Source organism: Mesorhizobium sp. M0244 (assembly GCF_040321795.1).
In the GTDB taxonomy this organism is placed as follows: Bacteria; Pseudomonadota; Alphaproteobacteria; order Rhizobiales; family Rhizobiaceae; genus Mesorhizobium.
This window is the reverse complement of record NZ_JAMYSE010000027.1, coordinates 23264-46900: the sequence shown is the minus strand read 5'-3', so window position 1 is coordinate 46900 and position 23637 is coordinate 23264. Positions and strand designations below refer to the sequence as shown.

The following is a 23637-nucleotide window of genomic DNA, read 5'->3' as shown; positions in this document are numbered from 1 at the left end:
CGAAATGCCCGAACTGCTTACATGCCTCAGTTTGGAAACCTGTTTTACGGCGGCGTCTTGACGCAAATATCGTTTGTATACTAATAAATTCCGGACACAAGAGCTTACCGCTTCGGAGTGTGCAAGGGCACGCAGGAACCTGACCGGTTCGGGCGCGCAGGTGAAGATTTGGCGCCAGCGCTGAGCTGGTCCAGAAGGTTAGGTTTGATGAACACCACATCCGCGTTCAACACCGCCGGCGCGCGACCGCTGCAGTTTCCCATACCGGCTAATGTCTACGCCGAAACCGTGGTTTCGGTGAAGCACTATACCGACCGGCTGTTTTCGTTTCGCATCACGCGGCCGCAGTCGCTGCGCTTCCGCTCCGGCGAGTTCGTCATGATCGGCCTGCCCAACGCCGAGAAGCCGGTGTTCCGCGCCTATTCGATCGCCAGCCCGTCCTGGGACGACGAACTCGAATTCTTCTCGATCAAGGTACCGGACGGTCCGCTCACCTCGGAGCTGCAAAAAATCCAGATCGGCGACACCGTCATCATGCGGCAGAAGTCGACCGGCACGCTGGTGGTCGACGCGCTGACCCCGGCCAAGCGCCTGTTCATGATCTCGACCGGCACCGGCATTGCGCCCTTCGCCAGCCTGCTGCGCGATCCCGATACCTATGAGAAATTCGAGCAGGTGGTCCTGACCCACACCTGCCGCGACAATGCCGAGCTCACCTATGGCCAGGAACTGGTTGCGGCGCTGGAGAACGATCCGCTGATCGGCGAGCTGACCGGCGGCCGCGTCACGCTCTACAATTCGACGACGCGCGAGACCTCCGAGCGCATGGGCCGCATCACCGCGCTGATCGGCTCGGGCAAATTCTATAACGATCTCGACATAGACAAGCTCAACCCCGAGACCGACCGCATCATGATCTGCGGCTCGATGCATATGCTGAAGGACGTCAAGGAGCTGGCTGAAAGCCTCGGCTTCCATGAAGGCTCGCTGCATCATCCGGCTAGCTTCGTCGTCGAGCGCGCCTTCGTCGGCTAAAGCTGCGGCGCTTCGGTGCCCGATTTCCTAGATTTGGTTTTGACCATATGGTCAAAAGCAGCTGTCTTTGCAGCCTTTTTCCGCTATGACCGCTTGAAGGACTCGTGAAGCGCTGCTTCACGGTCTATCTTCGGCATAAGTCGCTGAACAAGGGGCAGGAGATGAGCAGCACAATCCGCGAAACCGATCTCGGTGCCGGCGCGTCCAAGATCACGCCGCTGCCGGCGCGCGCCGCCGCCAATGCACCAATCCCGCAAGCCCATGGCATTGCTCGCAATCCCGGAATGAGGCTCGATCTCGGCTTCATGGAGTCGATGCGCAGTGTCAACCGCTCGGCGCTGGAGCGTCGTGTCGCCAGCCTGACCAAACGACGCTCGATCAAGGCCGACGACCAGGCGGCCTGGCTGCTGCGCGCCGTCGCCTGCATGGACCTGACGACGCTGAACTCGAACGATACCGACGAGCGCGTGCGCCGGCTCTGCGCCAAGGCGGTCAATCCGTTTCGTCGCGACATTGCCGAAGGGCTTGGCATTACTGGAGAAAAGATCCGCCCGGCGGCGGTCTGCGTCTATCACCCCTTCGTCGCCACTGCCGTCGATGCGCTGCGCGGCACCGGCATTCATGTCGCCGCTGTTTCAACCGCCTTCCCGCACGGCCTTGCGCCTCTGTCGACGCGCCTGCAGGAGATCGAGGCTTCGGTGAGGGATGGCGCCGACGAGATCGATGTCGTCATTCCGCGCGGCCTGGTTTTCGGGGCGAAATGGCAGGAACTCTATAACGAGATCGTCTCGATGCGCGCCGCCTGCGGTGAGGCACATCTGAAGGTTATTCTCGGCACCGGCGATCTCGCCACGCTGCGCAACGTCATGCTCGCCTCGATGGTGGCGATGATGGCGGGCGCCGACTTCATCAAGACCTCGACCGGCAAGGAAAGCGTCAACGCGACGCTGCCGGTAGGCCTTGCCATGGTGCGCGCCATCCGCGCCTATTTCGAAGAGACCGGCTATCTCATCGGCTTCAAGCCGGCCGGCGGTATTTCCACCGCCAAGGCTTCGCTCGACTGGCTGGTGCTGATGAAGGAAGAGCTTGGCCGGCCGTGGCTGGAGCCGGAGCTGTTCCGCTTCGGAGCGTCGAGCCTGCTGACCGACATCGAGCGCCAGCTCGAGCATCATCTGACCGGCCACTATTCGGCCAATCATCGCCACGCGATGGTGTGATTTTCGGGAGCGCTCCATGAACATTCTCGAACGCTACCACGCCATGGACTATGGCCCGGCGCCGGAAGCCCGCAACGAGGCCGATGCGTGGCTCGCCGCGCGCGATTTCGGCAAAGCGTTGTTCATCGGCGGCGACTGGAAGGCAGCCGCAGGTGGCAAGACCTTCGACACCAGCGATCCGTCATCCGGCAAATTGCTGGCCAAGGTCTCGGATGCCGGGGCTGCTGATATCGACGCGGCGGTTTCGGCCGCCGCAAAAGCGTTGCCGAAATGGAGCGCCAGCTCCGGCTACAGCCGAGCCAAAGTGCTCTACGCCATCGGCCGCGCCATGCAGCGCCACCAGCGGCTGTTCGCGGTGCTGGAATCGATCGACAACGGCAAGCCGATCCGCGAAAGCCGCGACATCGACGTGCCGCTGGCCATCCGTCATTTCATCCATCATGCCGGCTGGGCGCAGGCGCTGGGCAGGGATTTTCCAGGCCATAAGGGCGTCGGCGTCGTCGGCCAGATCATCCCCTGGAATTTCCCGCTGCTGATGCTGGCCTGGAAGATTGCGCCGGCACTCGCCGCGGGCTGCACAGTGGTGCTGAAACCGGCCGAGTTCACGCCGCTCACCGCCATCCTGTTCGCCGACATCTGCGAGCGTGCCGGTGTGCCGAAGGGCGTCGTCAACATCGTCCAGGGCGGGCCGGAAGCAGGCGCGGCAATCGTCAAACATCCCGGCATCCAGAAGATCGCCTTCACCGGTTCGTCCGAGGTTGGCAAGATCATCCGCAAAGCCACGGCCGGCTCGGGCAAGAAACTGTCGCTTGAGCTCGGTGGCAAATCGGCCTTCGTCGTCTTCGAGGATGCCGATCTCGACAGCGCCGTCGAGGGATTGGTCGACGGCATCTGGTTCAACCAGGGCCAGGTCTGCTGCGCCGGCTCGCGCCTTCTGGTGCAGGAAGGCATCGCCGATGCCTTCATCGCCAAGGTGAAGACACGGATGAGCCGGCTGCGCGTCGGCAACCCGCTGGACAAGAACACCGATATCGGCCCGCTGGTCGACTTGACGCAGCTCGATCGCGTCAAGGGGCTGGTCGCCGAAGGCGCCAAGCAGGGCGCCGTCTGCTGGCAGCCGGACGTGGCGCTGCCCTCCTCCGGCTATTACCATCTGCCGACGCTGGCAACAGGCGTTTCGCCGGCTAATATCCTGGCGCAGGAGGAGGTGTTCGGGCCGGTGCTGGCGACCATGACCTTCCGCAACACCGAGGAAGCAATCGAGCTCGCCAACAACACGCGCTACGGCCTGGCCGCCTCGGTATGCAGCGAGAACGTCAATCTTGCCCTCCACGTCGCGCCGCAATTGAAGGCCGGCGTCGTCTGGGTCAACGGCACCAATATGTTCGACGCCGCCTGCGGCTTCGGCGGCTATCGCGAGAGCGGCTTCGGCCGCGAAGGCGGGCGCGAGGGCATGTTCGAATATCTCTCGGCAAAGCTGCCGCTCGGCCCGGTCATCAAGCCGGCTGTGGCCACACCTCAGCCCGTAGAGCGCTCCGAGGGCGACGCCATCGACCGCACGGCGAAGCTGTTCATCGGCGGCAAGCAGGTCCGACCGGACGGCAATTATTCGATTGCCGTCGCCACCACCAAGGGCAAGCTTGCCGGCGAGGTCGGTCTCGGCAACCGCAAGGACATCCGCGACGCCGTCGCTGCCGCGCGGGCCTGCAAGGCCTGGCCGGAGGCGACCGCCTACAATCGCAGCCAGGTACTTTACTATCTGGCCGAAAATCTTTCCGGTCGCACCGATGAATTTGCCGCACGCCTCAGCCAACTCACCGGCGCCACCGCCAAGGCGGCGCGTGAGGAGGTCGACCAATCGATCGAGCGGCTGTTCCTCTATGCCGGCCTTGCCGACAAGTTCGAGGGCCGCGTCCACCACCCGCCGGCCCGTGCCGTCACGCTGGCGCTGCACGAACCGGTCGGCGTCGTCGCAATCGTCGCTGCGGATAACGCGCCCTTGCTTGGCCTGATCTCGCTGGTGGCGCCGGCGCTTGCCATGGGCAACACCGTGGTCGCGGTGCCGTCCGAAAGGTACCCGCTGCTTGCCACCGACCTCTACCAGGTCATCGAATACTCCGACGTTCCGGTAGGCGCCATCAACATCGTTACGGGCCGTAGCGCCGAGCTGGCCGGCGTGCTGGCCAAGCACGACGATGTCGACGGGCTTTGGGTATTCGCCGATGCCGACACCTGCGCCAGGGCCGAAGCCGAGTCGGTCGGCAACCTCAAGCGGGTCTGGACCGGCAATGGCCGCAGCATCGACTGGACGTCGAGCGAAGCCGCCGGCGATGCCTTGCTGCGCCGTGCGGTCGAGGTCAAGAACGTCTGGGTGCCCTACGGCGACTGAGTTTCCCGCTCAGCGGGGACGTCCGGGCTTGACGGGCCAAAAGATGTTCTTTACCGAGAAAAAACATTTGGCCGGCAGGCGAATATCGAAACAGGCGACATCATAGGGCCTGTCTGGCACATTGCGCCTTGGCCGTATGCCGGTAAAAACCGGCGGCCACAGAGGAGACAAGCATGGCGGATCTGACAGGCAAGGTCGTTGTCGTCACGGCGGCGGCACAAGGCATCGGCCGGGCGAGCGCGCTGGCTTTCGCCAAGGCAGGCGCCGTCGTCCATGCCACCGACATCAACGAGGTGGTGCTCGCCGACCTCGGCAAGACGCCCGGTATCAAGACCCGCAAGCTCGACGTGCTGAACGACGAGGCCGTGACGTCGGCCTTCGCCGAGATCGGCGCCGTCGACGTGCTGTTCAACTGTGCCGGCTTCGTGCATTCCGGCTCGATCCTCGAGATGAAGGACGGCGATCTCGACTTTGCCTATGATCTCAACGTCCGCGCGATGATCCGCACCATCCGCGCCGTGCTGCCCGGCATGCTGGAGCGCGGCGACGGCTCGATCATCAACATGGCGTCGCTGGCCAGTTCGACCAAGGGCGTGCCGAACCGCTTCGTCTATGGGCTGACCAAAGCAGCCGTCATCGGCCTGACCAAGTCGGTCGCCGCCGATTATGTCGGCAAGGGCATACGCTGCAATGCGATCTGCCCGGGCACCGTCGAAAGCCCGTCGCTGCAGGACCGCATGCATGCGCAGGGCGACTACGAGGCAGCGCGCGCCGCCTTTATCGCGCGCCAGCCGATGGGCCGCCTCGGTACGCCCGAGGAAATCGCCGACCTCGCCGTCTATCTCGCCGGCGCCACCTATACGTCGGGGCAGGCTTATAATATCGACGGTGGCTGGTCGATCTAAGCTCATCTCATTCAAGGAGAGGAATTCTATGAAATTGCTGCGCTATGGCGAGGCGGGGAGCGAACGCCCCGGCCTGCTCGATGCGGATGGAACGATCCGCGACCTCTCCGCCCATGTCACCGACATTGCCGGCAAGGCGATCGACCCGGCATCGCTTGAGACATTGTCGAAGCTCGATCCGAAATCGCTGCCCGCCGTTTCCGGCAAGCCACGCCTCGGCGCCTGCGTCGCCGGCACCGGCAAATTCATCTGCATCGGCCTCAACTATTCCGACCATGCCGCCGAAACCGGCGCCATCGTGCCGCCGGAGCCGATCATCTTCATGAAGGCAAGCTCGGCCATTGTCGGGCCGAACGACGACGTGCTGATCCCGCGCGGCTCGGCCAAGACCGACTGGGAAGTCGAGCTCGGCGTGGTCATCGGCAAGACCGCGAAATATGTCACCGAGGCCGAGGCGCTGGACTATGTCGCCGGCTACTGCGTCGCGCATGACGTTTCCGAGCGCGCCTTCCAGGCCGAGCGGCAGGGCCAGTGGACCAAGGGCAAATCGTGCGACACCTTCGGGCCGATCGGCCCGTGGCTGGTGACCAAGGACGAGGTGAAGGACCCGCAGAACATCCCGATGTGGCTGAAGGTCAACGGCAAGACAATGCAGAACGGCTCGACCAAGACCATGGTCTATGGTGTGGCCTATCTGGTTTCCTATCTCAGCCAGTTCATGTCGCTGCATCCAGGCGACATCATCTCCACCGGCACACCGCCCGGCGTCGGCCTCGGCATGAAGCCGCCGGTCTTCCTGAAGCCCGGCGACGTCGTGGAACTCGGCATTGAGGGACTCGGCCAACAGAAGCAGACGTTCAAGGCGGACGCGTAGGCGCTTCACTTTGGCAAGTTTCCGCCGCCCCTCATCTGCCTGCCGGCATCTTCTCCCCGTATAGTGACGGGGAGAAGGACGAAGCTCCAGCGCTGACGCCCCCCTCTCCCCGTCTCTATACGGGGAGAGGGTAGGGGTGAGGGGCAGCGCCTGCCTACGCTAAGCCGCGATCCTACTTCAGCACCTTCCCATCCGCTCCGAACCGATAGGTCTTTGCCGGATCCGGCGTCGCGTAAAGCGTGGCGCCCGGTTCGGCGTTGTAGACGCCGAAGATGCGCACGGTGATCAACCCGGCCTTCTCGCAGTCGAGATAGAGGTTGGTGTCGGCGCCGAGATGCTCGGCATGGACGACCGTGCCCTTCCAGGCACCGGATTTGGGATCGACCGTCAGATGTTCGGGACGGACGCCGATGGTCTTGGCTGTCTCGCCCAGCCTGGCGCCGTCGACGAAATTCATCTTTGGCGAGCCGATGAAGCCGGCGACGAACTCATTAGCCGGCGAATTGTACAACTCCATCGGCCCGCCGATCTGCTCGATCTTTCCCGCATTGAGCACGACGATCTTATCGGCCAGCGTCATCGCCTCGACCTGGTCGTGGGTGACATAGATCATCGTCGCCTTCAGCCGGCGGTGCAGCTGCGCGATCTCCAGCCTGGTGTTGACGCGCAGTGCGGCGTCGAGGTTCGACAGCGGCTCGTCGAAGAGAAAAAGCTTGGGCTCACGCACCACGGCGCGGCCGATGGCGACGCGCTGGCGCTGGCCGCCGGAGAGCTCGGCCGGCCGCCTCGAGAGGTAGGGCTCCAGCGAAAGCATCGAGGAGGCGATGCCGATGCGGCGGTCGATCTCGGCCGCCGGCGTGCCGGCCTGCTTGAGGCCGAGGCCCATATTGTTCTTCACCGTCAGATGCGGATAGAGCGCATAGGTCTGGAACACCATGGCGATGCCGCGCTTGGCCGGCGGCGTTGCCGAGACGTCCGCGCCGTCGATCACCACACGGCCTGAGGTCGAGTCCTCCAGCCCGGCAATGACCCTCAGCAGCGTTGATTTCCCGCAGCCGGATGGGCCGACGAAGACAACGAATTCGCCATCCGTCACTTCGAGGTTGATGCCCTTCAGCACCTCGACCGGTCCGAAGGCCTTTTTGACATTCTCGATGTTCAGCGAGCCCACAATATCGTTCCTAGCTTAGAGTTTGACGGCGGCGCCACTGCGCACGCTCTCGTCGGCGGCAAGGCAGACGGCGAGCGACTTCACCGCGTCGTCCATGTGGCGGGAGAGATCCAGATCCTCGCGGATCGCCTTCAGCACAAACGCCTGTTCGAGATCGCAGAGGTCCTGATGGCCGGGCTCGCCTTCCATCGACAGCATCTCATCCGGCTTGGCGAACTTGCCGTCCGCGCCGGTTGCCGCACTGTGCAGGCGGATGGTCGAGGTCTTGGTGTGGGTGTCGATGTCGTCGGACCTGACGCCCTCTTTCATGACGATCGACACGCAGCCATTGGGCGAGATCACGTCCTTCACGAAGAAGGCCGTCTCCGAGATCATCGGCCCCCAGCCGGCTTCGTACCAGCCGACCGAACCGTCGTCGAACAGCACCTGCAGATGACCGTAATTATACATCGTGGGCGCGATCTCCTCGGTCAGCCTCAGCCCCATGCCGCGCACCTCGACCGGCCTGGCGTCAGTGATCTGCAGCATCACGTCAAGATAATGCACGCCGCAATCGACGATCGGCGACGTCGTCTGCATCAGCTGCTTGTGCGTCTCCCAGGTGTGTCCGGAGGATTGCTGGTTGAGGTTCATGCGGAACACGTAAGGGCCGCCGAGCTTGCGCGCCTCGGCGATCAGCCGGATCCAGGACGGGTGATGGCGCAAGATGTAGCCGATCACCAGTTTTTTGCCGTTGGCCTTGGCTGCCGCGACCACGCGTTTCGCATCCGCCACCGTGGTCGCCAGCGGCTTTTCGACAAAGACATGGCAGCCGGCCTCGAACGCCTTGACCGCGTAGTCGGCATGGCTGTCGGAATAGGTGGCGACGCAGGCGACATCAGGTTTTTCATCGCGCAGCGCCTCGTCGAAGGAACGCCGAATGCCGTAGGTCGAAAGTCCTTCCGGCAGCGGCACGTCTGAACGGTTGACCAGTGCCGCGATCTCGAACCCCGGATTGGTGTGATAGGCCAGCGCATGGCTGCGGCCCATATTGCCGAGGCCGGCGACGACAATGCGAAGGGGTTTTTCAGAACCCACGTCACCACTCCGGTATTCGAGTTGCTCTCGGCGAGGGCGCGTCACCCCACCCGGCGCTTCGCGCCGACCTCCCCATCGAGGGGAGGTAAGGGGCTGGCGCCGTCACCGCCGTCGGGAGATTTCCCGCATGGCCATTTTGCCCCCCGACATGTTGGCGCCCTACCTCCCCTTGATTAGGAGGTCGGCGCGAAGCGCCGGGTGGGGTGATACGCACGCCGGCGACAGACTTGATTCCCTCTTTCACTTGACCGCTCCCGAGGTGATGCCGCGGATCAGCTGCCGCGAGAAGATGACGTAGAGGATCAGCACCGGCATGATCGCCAGCGACAGTGCCGCCAGGATGGCGTTCCAGTTGGTGACGAACTGGCCGAGGAACAGCTGGGCGCCGAGCGTCACCGTCTTGGTCTCCTCCGACGGCGCCAGGATCAGCGGAAACCACAGATCGTTCCAGATCGGGATCATGGTGAAGACGGCGACCGTTGCCATCGATGGCCTGACCAGCGGCAGTACCAGCCGAAAGAAGATGGTGTATTCGGACAATCCGTCGATGCGCCCGGCATTCTTCAGATCGTCGGAGACCTGCTTCATGAACTCCGACAGGATAAAGACGGCGAGCGGCAGGCCTTGCGCCGTATAGACCAGAATGAGCGCCGTCAGCGTGTTGACCAGCCCGCTCGCCACCATCAGCTGCAGGATGGCGACGGTGCCGAGGCGGATCGGGATCATGATGCCGAGCGCGAGGTAGAGCCCCATCAGTGAGTTGCCGCGAAAGCGGTATTCCGACAGCGCAAACGCCGCCATTGCGCCGAACAAAAGCACGAAGAACAGCGAGGCGACGGTGACGACGAGGCTGTTTTGGAAATAGTGGATGAAGTCGCCCTGGCCGATCACCGTGCTGTAGCCGATCAGGTCGAAGGTTTTCGGCGTCGGCGGCGTCAGCGGCGCGCCGAAGATGCCCGCGCGGGATTTAAACGAATTCATCACCACGAGGATCACCGGAAACAGCGCGATAGCGGTGTAGGTCAAAAGGATCGCATGGGCGCCGATGGTGCGGGGCAGCGAACGGGTTGCCGTGCTCATGTCGCGCCTCAGAACTGATAGCGACGCAAGCGCGTCTGTACGAGGAACAGATAAACGCAGACGCCGCCAAGAATGATCAGGAACATCATCGTGGCGATCGCCGCGCCCATGTTGGGATCGCCGACCTGCAGCTGGAAGCCGAAGAAGGCGCGGTAGAGGAAAGTGCCGAGGATATCGGTCGAATAGTTCGGTCCGGCCAACGCGCCTTGCGCGGTGTAGATCAGGTCGAAGGCGTTGAAATTGCCGACGAAGGTCAGGATCGAGATGATGCCGATCGACGGCAGGATCAGCGGCAGCTTGATCTTCCAGAATTGCGCCATGCCGGTGATGCCGTCGCATTCGGCCGCTTCGATCACCTCTTCGGGAATGGACAGCAGTGCCGCGTAGATCAGCATCATCGGGATGCCGACGAACTGCCACACCGAAATCAGGCTGAGCGCGGTCAACGCATATTGCGCCTTGCCGAGCCATGGCGTGAACAGGCTTTTGAGGCCGACGAGATCCATCATATGCGGCGCCACGCCCCATAGCGGCGACAGGATCAGCTTCCAGGCGAAGCCGACGATGACGAAGGACAGGATCGTCGGCACGAAGATCGCCGTGCGGTAGAAGGCGGAAAACCGCAATCTGGGGCTGGACAGAAGTGCGGCCAAAAGGACGCCGATCGGGTTCTGCACGAGCATGTGGATGATGAAGAACCAGACATTGTTTCTGAGCGCGTTCCAGAAATTGACCGACCAGTTGGGATCGCCGAACAGCATGCGGAAGTTCTCCAGCCCGACGAACACCTGCGACTGGTTGATGTTGCGGAACAGGGAGAGCTGCAGCGTGCCGGCCAGCGGCAGGATCATGATCGCCGTATAGACCAGCAACGCCGGCGCCAGGAAGACGCCGATGTGCCAGCGGAACGGTCTTTTCGGTGTTGCGGCCATGAGTTCGGTCCCCGCCGATCAGGTTCTTGCAATTGCCGGCAAAAAGAGCGCGGCGTCTCCCTCCCCCCTCGAGGGGAGGGTGCCTCGCGAAGCGAGGCGGGTGGGGTCGGCCGAGGCAGCGCGCCAGCGTCGTTCGACCGTGCCTTTCAGCAACGATCAAGCCGCGGCCTGCCTCGACCGACCCCCTCTGTCGCCTTCGGCGACATCTCCCCCTCAAGGGGGGAGACAACGCTTCGCCGAGCCTTACTTCGCCGGCTTGTACCAGCTGTCGAGGCCGTCCTGCAGCTTCTTGGCGGCAGCTTCCGGCGTGTCGGTGCCGTTGATGACGTTGGCCGATTCAACCCACGTCTCGTTCTCGAGGTTCGGCGTGCCGCGCGACAGGATCTGGTAGGTCGAGCGGATCGTCGACTTGCACTTGCCGCGCCAGGAGACGAATTCCTGTGCCAGCGAGTCTTCCATCGTCACCGGGGTGTTGTTCAGGCTGAAGAAGCCCGGCAGTGCGTTGGCGTAGATGGTGGCGAAATCCGGCGAGGCCACCCAGGACAGAAAGGTCTTGGCCGCATCGGCGTTTTTCGACGCGGCATTGAGGCCCATGCCGATATCGGTGTGGTCGGAGATGTAGCAGGTGTCGCCGGCCTTCTGCACCGGCGGCGGGAACGCGCCCATCTTGAACTGCGCCTGCGTGTTGAACAGGCCGATTTCCCACGAGCCGGCCGGGTAGATGGCGGCGCGGCCGAGCGTGAACAGGTTCTGGCTGTCCGGATAGGTCTGCGCCTCGAAGCCGTCGCCGAGATAGTCCTTCCACTTGGCCAGTTCCTTGAAGGGCTCGACCCACTGCGGGTCGGTCAGCTTCTGCTCGCCCTTGATCAGCGCCAGGCGGCCTTCCTCGCCCTTCCAGTAGTTCGGGCCGATGTTCTGGTACCCCATGGTCGCGGCTTCCCAGAGATCCTTGGTGCCCATCGCCATCGGAATGTAGGTGCCGTCGGCCTTGATCTTGTCGAGCGCGGCGTAGAACTCCTCATTGGTCGTCGGCACCTTGATGCCGAGCTTGTCGAAGGCGTCCTTGTTGTAGATGAAGCCGTGGATGACCGAAGCCATCGGCACGCAGAAGCTCGACTTGCCGTCGTCGGTCTGCCAGGCGGCCTTGGCGACGTCGGAGAAGTTCTCCATGCCGGGCAGCGTCGAGATATCGGCCAGGTTGCCCTTCTTGAAGAGCTCCAGCGATTTGTCGAACGGGCGGCAGGTGATCAGGTCGCCGGCAGAGCCGGCGGCGAGCTTGGCGCCGAGGGCCGCGTCATATTCGGTCGGCGCCGATGGCGCGAACACCACCTTGATGCCCGGGTTCTTGGCCTCGAAGGCCGGGATCAACTTGTCCTTCCAGATGGCAAGGTCGTCGCCGCGCCAGCTTTCGATGTTGAGCGTTACGTCGGCATAAGCCACCCCGGCGGAGCCGAGAATGCTGGTGCCGAGAAGAAGTGCCGTCAGTAGCTTCGTTGTCATGCTCAGTCTCCCTGTTGACCTTTTTCAGGTTCGGTTTTGATGAGAACAGAGGCATTGCGCCCCTTGCTCCCCTCGATCGCGGAAAGCGCCGGCCGCAGCTTGTGGCCGGTCCCTTCCAGTATCTTCTCGGCCGCATCGGCGCTGGCGGCGCCGGCGGCGAGCAGAATGGCGGTCTTGACGACGCCGCCGCTCTTTTCGAGCAGGCGCGCCGCCTCGTCCTTGTCGCGCCCGCTGATGGCGGCGACGATGCGTGCGGCGCGATCGCGCAGCTTGATGTTGTCGGCCATGAGGTTGACCATGTAGCCATCATGCACATGGCCGAGATGGATGGCGGCGAGCGTCGACAGCATGTTGAGCGCAATCTTCTGGGCGGTGCCGGCGCCCATGCGCGTCGAGCCGGCTATCAGTTCCGGCGGCGTTTCGAGCAGGATGGCGATGTTGGCCAGCCGCAGCAGCGGCGCATCCCTGTTGTTGGCGATGGCGATGGTCGCCGCACCTCGGCGCCCGGCTTCCCCGATCGCCCGCACCGCATAGGGCGTCGAGCCGCTGGCCGAGACGGCGATCAGGCAGTCGCCCTTGCCGATGCCGGCGGCGACGACCGCAGCCGAGGCTTCGTCGGTATCGTCCTCCGGCCCGCCGGCCAGTGTGTTGAAGGCGTCATCGCCGCCGGCGATCAGGATGGCGATGCGCTCGCGCTGGATGCCGAAAGTGCCCGGCAGCTCCAGCGCATCGGCCAACGCCATCAGGCCTGAACTGCCTGCCGCCGCATAAGCGAGTTTGCCGCCGCTTTTCAGCCGGTCGGCGATGATTTCGGCTGCGGCGGCAATGGCGGCAATGGCGCCGTGCACGGCCTTGGCGGCCTCGATCTGCGCATTGGCCAAAGAGGAAAGGATAGCCTCCGGGGCCTGGATATCCAGGCCCTCGGCATTCTGGTGAAGCGCTTCGGTGCGCGTTTCGGCCATCCGCTTTCCTCCAATCCAGAAAACAATACCAAAAAAATACCACTTGTCCACACGCATTAATGAAATCCTTGCGCGGGGCAGGCCTTCGGACAAAATCGGCTGATTTTCCAACAAATTACGCCTTAACATTTTTGAAATGGAAATTAATCCTTGGCTATTGGTATTTTATTGGTATTATCCGCCCGAGGAGAAATCGCGTGAAATTCGTGCTCGGAATCGATGGCGGCGGCACCAGCTGCAGGGCGGCCCTTGCAACGGCCGACGGCACCGTCCTCGGCCGTGCCAAAAGCGGCGCCGCCAACATCCGCACCGATCTCACCGGCGCCAGGACGAACATCGTCGACGCAGCGCAGCAGGCCTTTGTCGCCGCAGGCAAGGATCCCGCACTAATCCCGCAAACTCCGGCCATTCTCGGCCTAGCCGGCGCCAATGTCGGCACCTACAGGCAGCAGCTCGAAGCGATCCTGCCGTTCCGCATCAGCCGCGTCGAGACCGATGCCGAGATCGCGCTGGAAGGCGCGGTCGGCTCCGGTGACGGCGCCATGGCCATCCTCGGCACCGGCACCGCCTACATGGCGCGCAAAAACGGCAGATCGCGCGCCATCGGCGGCTGGGGTTTCCAGGTCGGCGACCAGGGCAGCGGCGCCCGCATCGGCCGTGACCTGCTCGAACAGACGCTGCTCGCCTATGACGGCATCCGCGAAGGCTCGCCGCTGACAGAGGCCATGCTCGCCATCTTCCGCAACAATCCCGAGGATGTGGTCGAATTCACCACCAATGCCAAGCCCGGCGACTTCGGCGGCTTCGCGCCCAAGGTGTTCGAACATGCCGAAAGGGGCGATGTCGTCGCCATCTGGATCCTCGACAAGGCTGTCGCCGATGTCGAGGCAGCGCTTGGCGTGCTCGACCTCGGTGGCGACGATCCGCTCTGCCTGCTCGGCGGGCTGGCGCCGCTCTATGCGCCGCGCCTGTCGGCGCGCTACCGGGCGTTGCTGAAGCCGCCGCTCGACGATGCGCTGGGCGGCGCGGTGCAGATGGCGGTTCGGATTTTCGCGGACACGGCGGAGGCAGCGCGATGAGCGACGCCGCCGACCAGATTTTCACGGCGCTGAAACAGTCGTCGCAAAGCGGCGCGCCGCTCTATCTGCAGCTGAGGAAGAGCATCGAGGACGCCGTCAAACGCGGGCTGATCGGACCGGGCGATGCGCTGCCTTCCGAGCGCGACATCGCCAGCAAGGCTGACATTTCGCGCGTCACCGTGCGCAAGGCGGTACAGGACCTGGTCAAGGGCGGCATCCTCGTCCAGCGCCATGGTTCCGGTACCTTCGTTGCGCCGCGCATGGAGCGCGTCGAGCAGTCGCTGTCGATGCTGACCTCGTTTACCGAGGACATGGCGCGGCGCGGCATGGCGGTGCGTTCGGCCTGGCTCGACCGCGGCCTCTATCCGCCGTCGCCCGACGAGATGATGGTGCTTGGCCTGGCGTCGAACGAATTGGTGGCTCGTGTGGCGCGCCTGCGCATCGCCAACGACACGCCGCTGGCGATCGAGCGCGCCTCACTATCGACAAGCGTGCTGCCCGATCCGGCGGCGATCGGTTCATCGCTCTACGCGGCGCTGGACAAGACCGGCAACAGGCCGGTGCGGGCGGTGCAGCGGATTTCCGCCACCAATCTTGGCGATAGCGACGCGCATCTGCTGGAAGTGCCGCCGGGCATTGCCGGCCTGCACATCGAGCGTATCTCCTATCTGGCGAGCGGTAAGGTGATCGAGTTCACCCGCTCCATCTACAGGGGCGACGCCTATGATTTCGTCGCCGAACTCCGGCTGAGCGGGCCGGGCGAAGAGGGCCGGCCATGAGCGCAACAACGACCCATATGCGGCGCGAGATCGAGGAGATCCCGGAGGCCACCGCACGCCTGCTCGATGGCTCGGCAGCGATGCTGACCGAGGCCGGGCGCGGCATTCGCGAGCGAGACCCGAATTTCGTCGTCACCGTGGCGCGCGGTTCGTCGGACCATGCCGCGACCTTCATGAAATATGCCGTGGAGCTGACCGCCGGCCTGGCGGTTGCATCGGTCGGCCCGTCGATCGCCTCGATCTACCGCGCGAAATTGAAACTGGGCGGCTCGGCCTGCCTGGCGATCTCGCAATCCGGCAAGAGCCCGGACATCGTTGCGATGGCGCAAGCGGCGAGAGCCGGCGGTTCGCTGACCGTCGCCGTCACCAACACCGCCGATTCGCCGCTGGCACGCGCCTGCGACTACGCGATCGATATCCTGGCCGGACCGGAGCGCAGCGTCGCGGCGACGAAGACGTTCGTCAATTCGGCGGTCGCCGGGCTCGCCTTGATGGCGCATTGCACCGGCGATGACAAACTTCTGGCAGCACTCGCTCGCCTGCCGGAACATTTTCGCAAGGCGATCGCTTGCGACTGGATGGCGCTGGCCGGGGCGCTTGAGACGCCGAAATCGCTGTTCATCCTTGGCCGTGGCCCGTCGGCGGCGATCGCCAACGAGGCGGCACTGAAATTCAAGGAAACCTGCGCCATGCATGCCGAGGCCTATAGTGCGGCCGAGGTCATGCATGGCCCGCTGGCGCTGGTCGGTCCCGGCTTCCCGGTGCTGGCACTCGCCGCCCGCGATGCATCCGAACCGTCGTTGGCCGAAGCCGCGGACAGCCTGGCCGGCAAGGGCGCCGCCGTCTTTGTGACTTCGGACAAGGCAAAGAGGGCGCAGCCTCTGCCGCATGTCGCCACCGGCCATCCGCTGACCGATCCGCTGACGCTGATCGTGTCGTTCTACGGCTTCGTCGAGGCTTTTGCCCGCCATCGCGGCCTCGACCCGGACACGCCGCCCAATCTGCGCAAGGTGACGGAAACCCTATGAGCGACCGTTTTGCCCTGACCGGCGCCCGGATATTCGATGGCGACGACTGGCACGACAATGCGGCCCTTGTCGTACGCGCCGGCCTCGTCGAGGCCATCGTTCCCGCCGGCGCCGTTCCATCCGGTGTTGCGCGTATCGAGACCGGCGGCGGCATGCTGGTGCCGGGCTTCGTCGACCTGCAAGTCAATGGCGGCGGCGGCGTCATGCTCAACGACCATCCGGATGTCGCCTCCATCCAGACCATCTGCCGGGCACACGCGCCCTTCGGCACGACGGCACTGTTGCCGACGCTGATCACCGACACGTCCGAGATCACCGCCGCGGCGGTTGCCGCCGGAGCAGAGGCCGCACGGCAAAAGGTGCCGGGTTTCCTGGGCCTGCATCTCGAAGGCCCGCATCTGTCGATCGCCCGTAAGGGCGCACATGACCCGGCCCTGATCCGGCCAATGACCGATGCCGACCAGGCGATGCTGATCGCCGCGCGGAAAAACCTGCCGGTGCTGCTGACGACAGTGGCGCCCGAATCCGTCGAGCGCGACCAGGTGTCGGCGCTCAGCAAGGCCGGCATCATCGTCAGCATCGGCCATTCGGATACCGGCTATGCCATGGCCCGCGCCTTCGCCGAGGCCGGCGCCACGGTGGTCACACATCTGTTCAATGCGATGAGCCAGATCGGCAATCGCGAGCCGGGGCTGGCGGGCGCGGCAATCGATACCGGCACATTCTATGCCGGCATCATCGCCGACGGTATCCATGTCGATCCGGCCACCATGGCCATCGCCTTGCGCGCCAAGCCGGGGCCGGGCAAGATCCTGCTCGTCACCGACGCCATGGCGACGATCGGCACCGACATGATCTCGTTCACGCTGAACGGCCGCACCATCCACCGCAAGGATGGCAGGCTGACACTTGCCGACGGCACGCTGGCTGGCGCGGATCTCGACATGATTTCCGCGGTGCGCTTCGTGCACCGTGTCGTCGGCCTCGACCTCGACGAAGCCTTGCGCATGGCCTCGCTCTATCCGGCGCAGGCGATCGGCCAGTCGCATCGGCTCGGGCGCTTCGCCAAGGGCACCGCCGCCGACATCGTTTCGCTGTCGGACGATCTGGACGTGAAAAACGTCTGGATCGACGGCGCCAAGGTTTTTACAGCCAACGCTATCCCTCAGGCTTAGCCGGCTTTGGACGTATAGAGGGCTTGTAAGCGTCGCGCAGCAGGTTCTTCTGCACCTTGCCCATGGTGTTGCGCGGCAGTTCGTCGACGAAGATCACCCGTTTCGGATGTTTGTACTTGGCGAGGCGTCCGGCGATGGCCTCGACGATCTCGGCGGCGCTGATGGTCGAGCCCGGCGTCCGCACCACGACCGCCGTGACACCCTCGCCGAAATCCGGATGGGCAACGCCGATGACAGCGCTTTCGGCGACACCGGCAAGAGCGTCGATCTCGCTCTCCACCTCCTTCGGATAGATGTTGTAGCCGCCGGAAATGATCAGGTCCTTGCCACGGCCGACGATGTGGACATAGCCGTCGGCATCGATTAGGCCGAGATCGCCGGTGATGAAGAAACCGTCGTCACGGAATTCCGCTCTGGTCTTTTCCGGCATGCACCAGTAGCCGGAAAAGACATTCGGGCCCTTGACCTCGATCATACCGATCTCGCCCTGGGCAAGTGTTTCACCACCGTCGGGATCGGTGATGCGCAGGCAGACGCCGGGCAAGGGAAAGCCGACCGTGCCGGCACGCCGCTCGCCCTCATAGGGGTTCGACGTGTTCATGTTGGTCTCGGTCATGCCGTAGCGCTCGAGGATGGCGTGGCCGGTGCGCTCGCGCCAAGCCTTGTGCGTCTCGGCCAAAAGCGGCGCAGAGCCGGAAACGAACAGGCGGATGTTTTTCGCCGCTTGCCGGTTCAGGCCGTCCTGCTGCAGCAGGCGGACGTAGAAGGTCGGCACGCCCATCAGCGCGGTGGCGCGCGGCAGCAGCGAGACGATGCGGGCCGGGTCGAATCTGGTTTCGAACAGCATCGATGCACCGGCCATCAGGACGACATTGGTGGCGACGAAAAGGCCATGCGTGTGGAAAACCGGCAGCGCATGGATCAGCACGTCCGCGGCAGTGAAGTGCCAGAGGTCGACGAGCACCCGTGCATTCGAGGCGAGGTTTTCGTGGCTGAGCATGGCGCCTTTCGAACGGCCGGTGGTGCCGGACGTGTAGAGGATCGCAGCAAGGTCATCCGGTCCGCGCGCCGCATCGTGGAAGTCCACCGCCTCCTCAGAGGCGCGATCGGTCAACGACCCCTCGCCCTTGCTGCCGAGTGTCGCGACCGCGGCGCCCGAGGCCTGCGCCAAAGAGCCGATCTCGCCCGCTCGCGCCGGGTCGCAGACGACCAGGCGCGGCTCGGCATCGCGGAAGAAATAGTCGAGCTCGGTCAGCGTGTAGGCGGTATTGAGCGGAAGGAAGATCGCGCCGGCACGCAGACAGGCGAGATAGAGGAAAATGGCCTCGGGGCTCTTCTCGACGTGAACGGCGACGCGGTCGCCGGCTTCGACGCCCAGCTGTGACAGCGCATGCGCCAGTTGTGCGGAGCGTGCCAGCACATCGCCATAGCTGACCGAGCGGCCGTCCTCCGTCTCCATAAAAAGGCGTTCTGGCGCGGGCATCCGGGCACGGAAAGCATCGAACAGATGGTTGCTCATAAGTCCCCCCGAGCGGCTGTCTCCGGCCGGACGGCGGCGGTCAGCCGGCCGCCTTGTCCGCCGCTCCCCTGATTGCCTCGATGTTTGCCCGGTAGGCTTCGACGCTGCCGCCCTTGAAGATGGCGGCACCGGCGACCAGCACGCTGGCGCCGGCCGCGGTGACCAAGGGCGCAGTTTCGGGCGAGATGCCGCCGTCGATCTCGATCCGGATCGGCCTGTCACCGATCAGCGCCTGCACCCGCCTCACCTTGTCGACGATCGCGGGAATGAAGGCCTGGCCGCCGAAGCCCGGATTGACGGTCATGATCAGGATCAGGTCGAGCCGGTCGAGCACATATTCGATCATCGTTTCCGGCGTCGCCGGGTTGAGCGAAACGCCGGCCTTCTTGCCGAGGCTCCTGATCGTCTGCAGCGAGCGGTCGAGATGCGGCCCGGCTTCGGCGTGCACCGTGATGCCGTCGCAGCCGGCTTCGGCGAAGGCCTCCAGATAGGGATCGGCCGGTGCGATCATCAGATGGCAGTCGAAAAACGCGTTGGTGCGTTTGCGGATCGCCTTGATTACCGGCGGGCCGAAGGTGATGTTGGGGACGAAATGCCCGTCCATGACGTCGAGATGGATCCAGTCGGCGCCAGCCGCGACCACCGCCTCGACCTCGTCGCCGAGCTTCGAGAAATCCGACGCCAGCACCGATGGCGCGATCAGGGTTTTTTTGCTCATGATGCGGCCTTCCCGAACGCCCCGGTTTACGGACCCTGTGTCTGTATCGACTGCCTAGACCATGAGTCCGGAAAGTGGAAGCCGGTTTGTCCTCCCGTCGACGCAACGGCTTCAGGTTTGCGCTGCCTTCTCATCTGCCGCTGAAGAAAAAACCCCGCCGGATCGCTCCGGCGGGGTGTTGGGTGACGAGCACGGTCACTGTTTGAAGTTCCGCGCCCCGTATCCTATTGCTCCGGCTGCGGCTTGCGCCGTGGAACGACTTGCTGAAGAACATTCGGATTCAGCAGCAGGTTCGGCTCAAGCGTCGATTTCCGGCGGATCGGGACGCAGTCCGGATATCGTCCGACCGTCCCGACCGGGCAGCGCCGCTTGATGATCGGCTGGCACTGGCCGTTGATCGGCCGCGCGCCCGGTGCGCATTCCAGCCGTGGTTTGCGGCAGGCGCCGTCGCGCAGCTCGGTCCCACGCGGGCAGACACAGGCGCCGCGCTTGTTGTGGATCTGGCCAGGTATCGGGCACTCCACCACAACTGGCTTCTTGCGCCGGCAGGCATTGCCTTGCACTTCCGCACCTTTCGGGCAGACACAATCGCCATCGGCGTTGTGGATCTGACCGCGGATCGCGCACTGCTCGGGCTTTGGCTGAATTGGCCGGCAGACATTGCCCCTGACTTCCGTGCCCCTCGGGCAGACGCAATCGCCGTCGGCGTTGTGTATCTGACCCCGAATGGTGCACTGCTCGGGTTTCGGCTGGATTGGCCGACAGGCATCACCCCTGACTTCCGTGCCCCTCGGGCAGACGCAATCGCCTCCGGCGTCGTGGATCTGACCGCGGATCGCGCACTGCTCTGGCTTCGGCCGAATTGGCCGGCAGGCATTGCCCCTGACTTCCGTGCCCCTCGGGCAGACGCAATCGCCTCCGGCGTCGTGGGTCTGACCGCGGATGCTGCACTGCTCGGGCTTTGGCTGGATTGGCCGACAGGCATTGCCCCTGACTTCCGTGTCCCTCGGGCAGACGCAATCGCCAGCAGCGTTGTGGATCTGGCCACGAATGGTGCACTGCTCGGGTTTCGGCTTGTTCCCAACGCAAGCGCCGTTCTCCAGCTCGGTTCCGCGCGGGCAGACGCAGCGTCCGTCCTCGGTACGGATCTGGCCCTTGAGCAGGACACAAGGCTTCGGCTTCGGCACGATGACCGTACCGCCGCCCGACGAGCACTGGCCGTTGCGGAAGGTCGTGCCTGGCGGGCAGACGCAGTTGCCAGCGTCGTTCATGACGAAGCCTTGCGAACACTCCTTCTTCACCTCATGCATGATGATGAAGGGATGGCAGGCATAGGCCTTGCCGCGATCGCCCTGCACGTTGGCCGCACCGCGGGACAACACGTCGCCACCGCCTTGCACCGGCGTGTTCGGAGACAGCACGCCGACGCAGTTCTGGCCGTTGACAGTGCCTTGCAGACTGGCCAGACGGCCATCGTCGGGAATGATCACGGTCACATTGTGCACGTGGCTTTCCCCGGCGCCGAGCGTCAGTTGGGCAATGCAGGACAGAGGCAAGGTTGCCGGCTCCGGCGAGCAGCCGAAGGGCGGATCGATCGAGGCGATCGCAACGCCCTCCAGCCGGCCGAGGCCTTCGACGCCGATCGCATCGCCGATGCGAACCGGACCGGAGAAGGCGCTCGCGCCATCGTTCGTGATGGTGATCTCGAACGAGCAGGGCTGGCCGAGCTTGCACTCGGCGTCGCCGGTCTTCTCGACGCGAATGGTCGAGGCGCCGCCGCCCTTGGCGCAGGCCTGGCCGATCGGATAGACGATATCGTCTCCCGGAGCCGGGCCGTAGGAGCCGCGTGCGCAGTTCTCGAATTCGGCGTTCGCGGCAACCGTCACGTCGAAATGGCGGCTGGTTCCGGGCGTCATCACGGCGCCGGGAATCTGGCACGACAGGGTATTGGCCGGAACCGGTCCGCAAGCCCATTCCGCACCGTCTGGGGTGACGGTCTGGATCTGGACCGGCGCTCCGCCGGCCACCAGCGTCGCGGCGTCATTGACCCGCACCGGACCGGTCGGGGCAGTGGTGCCGAGGCTGATAACGGTAATGCGGCAGGAAACGACCGCAGCACCGGCCAGCGAGCCATTGCACACCTTGGTGATGCGCAGGGCCGGCTGGCCGCCATTCGGATGACGGAGGCGTTTCTTGGCGCAGGCCCTGTTGTTGACGATGTCGTTCTCACCGGGAATAGCCTTCACCTCGGCGCAGTTCTCGACGCTATCCGGCCGGTAGTTGGCCGGCATCACCGCCCTGACGAAGATCGGCGTCGAGGCGCCCGGCATAAGCGCGATGCCGGCATTGTCGCAGCGGAACTGGCCGGGGCCGTTCGGCCCGCATGTCCATGGCGGCGTCGGGCCGAAGGTCGAGGATGGCGGTGCGCCGCCCGGATAGGTGTCGATGACCGTCAGCGGCCCATTATAGGGGACACTGCCATTGTTGATGATGTCGATCACGAAGGTGCAGACACCATCGGCCGAACAGAATTCGGTGCGGGCGCGCTTCTTCAGGATCAGGTCGACCTTCTTCTCCACCGGCGGCCGGCAGTCGCGGTCACGATCGCCACGCCGGCAGATCGGGATCGAAGCACAGCCGCGGTCGTTTTGCTGGCTGCCGAAAAGCGGCTTGCCGCTGGCCCCGTAATTATAGGTGGCGCAGTTGCGCAAGACGCCGCCTTGCCAGCCTGCGGCCGGCTTGAAGCCGAGCTTGAGGTCGACGGAAGCACCCGGATTGAGCGTAGTCACCGGATGGGTGCAAATCATCGGGGTGATTGCCGGCGCGCAGACCCATGGCGGGTTCGGCCCTGAATCGAGGGCAGAGCCGGCCGGCAGCGTCACTTCGTCGAGCACGATCTTGCCGTGATAGGGTGCATCGCCGACATTGGTGACCCTGATGGTGAAGTCGCAGCCGCCGCCCATCGTGCAACGTTGCACGTCGGCGCGCTTTTCAACCTTCAGATCCGGTTCCTTGTCCTTCGGCGGGCACCTCTGGTCACGCGGGATGACGATGTCGATGGTCTGCGTGCAGCACAGGCCCCAGCCCTCCTTCGGGCCGGCATAGGTTTCGATGCCGGTGACGATGATGTGGATGACGTCGCCAGGTGATGCACCAACGATCTTCCAATTGAGCACACCGCCGCCCGCCGGCACCAGCTGCGTGTCGGGGATGATGGTGATGCCGGGTGTCGTCGTCGAAAGCTGCACCCATTTGCCACCCATCTCAGGGCCGACCGGCATGTGGTAGATGAAGGCGCCGCCGCCGGGGACGCAATCGACCGTGCCTCGCTCCACCTTGAAGCATTCCCGATCGCCGGGAGGTGGAGGCGGCGGGTTGCACTTGGTGACGTCGATCTTGATCGAGGTCTTTGCACCCGTGAGATAGTTGCCGTCGTCCGGCTTGCCCGGGTCCTGCGACGGGATTTCGACGCCGGCGCCGCGTTCGCGGCTCACCTTGATCACGCCCTGATTGTCGACGATCGCCGGCGACGGAAACGCCGTATGGTCGATCTTGGCGGTGATCTGGAAGGTGATGACGCGCTCGTTCGGAGCGCCGATGCCGTCGAGATCGCCGGCGGAAATCCGGAAATCGGAAACCGTCGCCGTATCGTTGGGATCAGCCGAACTGCTGATCGCAGCGCCGGGCGGCGGTCCGCCGGACTCATCGGTGCCGTCGCCGGTCACATGCACGCCGACGATCCGCAGGCCATGCGGGAGCTGGTCCCTGAAATCGAGCCTGACCTTTTTCAGCGCTTCCGCGAGGTTCGGGCTGGCAAGACCCTGCGGATTGCCGCGCAAGCCGAAGCTCAGCGAGTATACGACATAGTCGCAGCCTCTCTGGGTGCCTTTCTTGGTGAAGAAGGGCACGATCCGGCCCGGCTCCGGATTGACGATGCGAGGATTGTCGAAATCGAGCTTGGGATCCGGAATGACCGTGTGGATGCCCGCATCGGCAGGCTTGGTCTTGGCCGGAGCAAGGTCTTCGGCGAAGCCTTGCAGCGGGCCTAGCATGGCGACCGCGATACCGGCCGCCATCAGCCAGCGCGCGCCGCGCCTGGCGAGTGACAGGGGTTTCATGATGGTCTCCATGACGATTGGTTGATTGCCGGTTGACTCACTGCTCGGGGCGAGCGGGAAAAGTGCAAGATTGCTCATC

The 23637-nt window shown here is 64.3% G+C and carries 18 protein-coding genes; 9 read left to right on the top strand and 9 right to left on the bottom strand.

Annotated elements, in window-relative coordinates; all coding sequences use genetic code 11:
- Window positions 1–207: 207 nt before the first annotated feature.
- The 5 genes from NKJ08_RS17990 (at window position 208) to NKJ08_RS17970 (ending at window position 6420) form a co-directional block, all read left to right on the top strand.
- A complete protein-coding gene (locus NKJ08_RS17990; protein WP_352527641.1) occupies window positions 208–1035 on the top strand; it encodes a ferredoxin--NADP reductase in 828 nt (275 codons plus the stop codon).
- Window positions 1036–1196: 161 nt separating this feature from the next.
- Window positions 1197–2252, top strand: coding sequence for a deoxyribose-phosphate aldolase (deoC, locus tag NKJ08_RS17985; protein WP_352527640.1), 1056 nt, complete (start codon window positions 1197–1199; stop codon window positions 2250–2252).
- A 16-nt stretch (window positions 2253–2268) separates the two neighbouring features.
- A complete protein-coding gene (locus tag NKJ08_RS17980) occupies window positions 2269–4641 on the top strand; it encodes an aldehyde dehydrogenase family protein (protein WP_352527638.1) in 2373 nt (790 codons plus the stop codon).
- Window positions 4642–4814: 173 nt separating this feature from the next.
- The gene (locus NKJ08_RS17975; RefSeq protein WP_352527636.1) at window positions 4815–5546 is read left to right on the top strand and encodes an SDR family oxidoreductase; all 732 of its coding nucleotides are present in this window, start codon (window positions 4815–4817) and stop codon (window positions 5544–5546) included.
- Window positions 5547–5574: 28 nt separating this feature from the next.
- Window positions 5575–6420: a fumarylacetoacetate hydrolase family protein gene (locus tag NKJ08_RS17970; RefSeq protein ID WP_352527634.1), complete on the top strand. Its 846-nt coding sequence runs from the start codon at window positions 5575–5577 to the stop codon at window positions 6418–6420.
- Window positions 6421–6592: 172 nt separating this feature from the next.
- Here the strand turns inward: NKJ08_RS17970 and NKJ08_RS17965 are convergent, their stop codons facing one another.
- The 6 genes from NKJ08_RS17965 to NKJ08_RS17940 form a co-directional block, all read right to left on the bottom strand.
- Complete coding sequence (locus NKJ08_RS17965; RefSeq protein WP_352527632.1) at window positions 6593–7591, bottom strand: ABC transporter ATP-binding protein; 999 nt, start codon at window positions 7589–7591, stop codon at window positions 6593–6595.
- Between the two features lie 15 nt (window positions 7592–7606).
- Window positions 7607–8668 (bottom strand): Gfo/Idh/MocA family protein, encoded by a 1062-nt coding sequence (locus tag NKJ08_RS17960; protein WP_352782479.1) that lies wholly within the window; start codon window positions 8666–8668, stop codon window positions 7607–7609.
- 240 nt (window positions 8669–8908) lie between these two features.
- Window positions 8909–9748: a carbohydrate ABC transporter permease gene (locus tag NKJ08_RS17955; protein ID WP_352527628.1), complete on the bottom strand. Its 840-nt coding sequence runs from the start codon at window positions 9746–9748 to the stop codon at window positions 8909–8911.
- Window positions 9749–9756: 8 nt separating this feature from the next.
- Window positions 9757–10680, bottom strand: a complete 924-nt coding sequence (locus NKJ08_RS17950) for a carbohydrate ABC transporter permease (protein WP_352527626.1) — start codon at window positions 10678–10680, stop codon at window positions 9757–9759.
- Window positions 10681–10923: 243 nt separating this feature from the next.
- Window positions 10924–12180 (bottom strand): ABC transporter substrate-binding protein, encoded by a 1257-nt coding sequence (locus tag NKJ08_RS17945; RefSeq protein ID WP_352527624.1) that lies wholly within the window; start codon window positions 12178–12180, stop codon window positions 10924–10926.
- Window positions 12181–12182: 2 nt separating this feature from the next.
- Window positions 12183–13142 (bottom strand): N-acetylmuramic acid 6-phosphate etherase, encoded by a 960-nt coding sequence (locus tag NKJ08_RS17940; protein WP_352527623.1) that lies wholly within the window; start codon window positions 13140–13142, stop codon window positions 12183–12185.
- Between the two features lie 197 nt (window positions 13143–13339).
- Here NKJ08_RS17940 and NKJ08_RS17935 point away from each other — a divergent pair, with 197 nt between their 5' ends.
- Genes NKJ08_RS17935 through nagA form a run of 4 tightly spaced genes read left to right on the top strand, consistent with a single transcriptional unit; the run spans window position 13340 to window position 17203 of the window.
- Window positions 13340–14221, top strand: a complete 882-nt coding sequence (locus NKJ08_RS17935) for a glucosamine kinase nucleotide-binding domain-containing protein (RefSeq protein ID WP_352527622.1) — start codon at window positions 13340–13342, stop codon at window positions 14219–14221.
- Window positions 14218–15000 (top strand): GntR family transcriptional regulator, encoded by a 783-nt coding sequence (locus tag NKJ08_RS17930; protein ID WP_352527621.1) that lies wholly within the window; start codon window positions 14218–14220, stop codon window positions 14998–15000. The genes NKJ08_RS17935 and NKJ08_RS17930 overlap by 4 nt, the downstream gene beginning before the upstream one ends.
- Window positions 14997–16028 (top strand): SIS domain-containing protein, encoded by a 1032-nt coding sequence (locus NKJ08_RS17925; protein WP_352782477.1) that lies wholly within the window; start codon window positions 14997–14999, stop codon window positions 16026–16028. The genes NKJ08_RS17930 and NKJ08_RS17925 overlap by 4 nt, the downstream gene beginning before the upstream one ends.
- Window positions 16025–17203, top strand: a complete 1179-nt coding sequence (gene nagA, locus NKJ08_RS17920) for an N-acetylglucosamine-6-phosphate deacetylase (protein ID WP_352527617.1) — start codon at window positions 16025–16027, stop codon at window positions 17201–17203. Before NKJ08_RS17925 ends, nagA begins: the two co-directional genes overlap by 4 nt.
- On the opposite strand, the gene NKJ08_RS17915 is transcribed toward nagA, so the two are convergent.
- From NKJ08_RS17915 to NKJ08_RS17905, 3 genes are all read right to left on the bottom strand, one after another.
- Entirely contained in the window at window positions 17187–18722 is a 1536-nt protein-coding gene (locus NKJ08_RS17915; RefSeq protein ID WP_352782475.1) for a malonate--CoA ligase, read from the bottom strand. The two genes, nagA and NKJ08_RS17915, sit on opposite strands and share 17 nt — an antisense overlap.
- Before the next feature lie 40 nt (window positions 18723–18762).
- The gene (rpe, locus tag NKJ08_RS17910) at window positions 18763–19440 is read right to left on the bottom strand and encodes a ribulose-phosphate 3-epimerase (protein ID WP_352782473.1); all 678 of its coding nucleotides are present in this window, start codon (window positions 19438–19440) and stop codon (window positions 18763–18765) included.
- 224 nt (window positions 19441–19664) lie between these two features.
- Window positions 19665–23636 (bottom strand): DUF7929 domain-containing protein, encoded by a 3972-nt coding sequence (locus NKJ08_RS17905; protein ID WP_352782471.1) that lies wholly within the window; start codon window positions 23634–23636, stop codon window positions 19665–19667.
- Window position 23637: the final 1 nt, after the last annotated feature.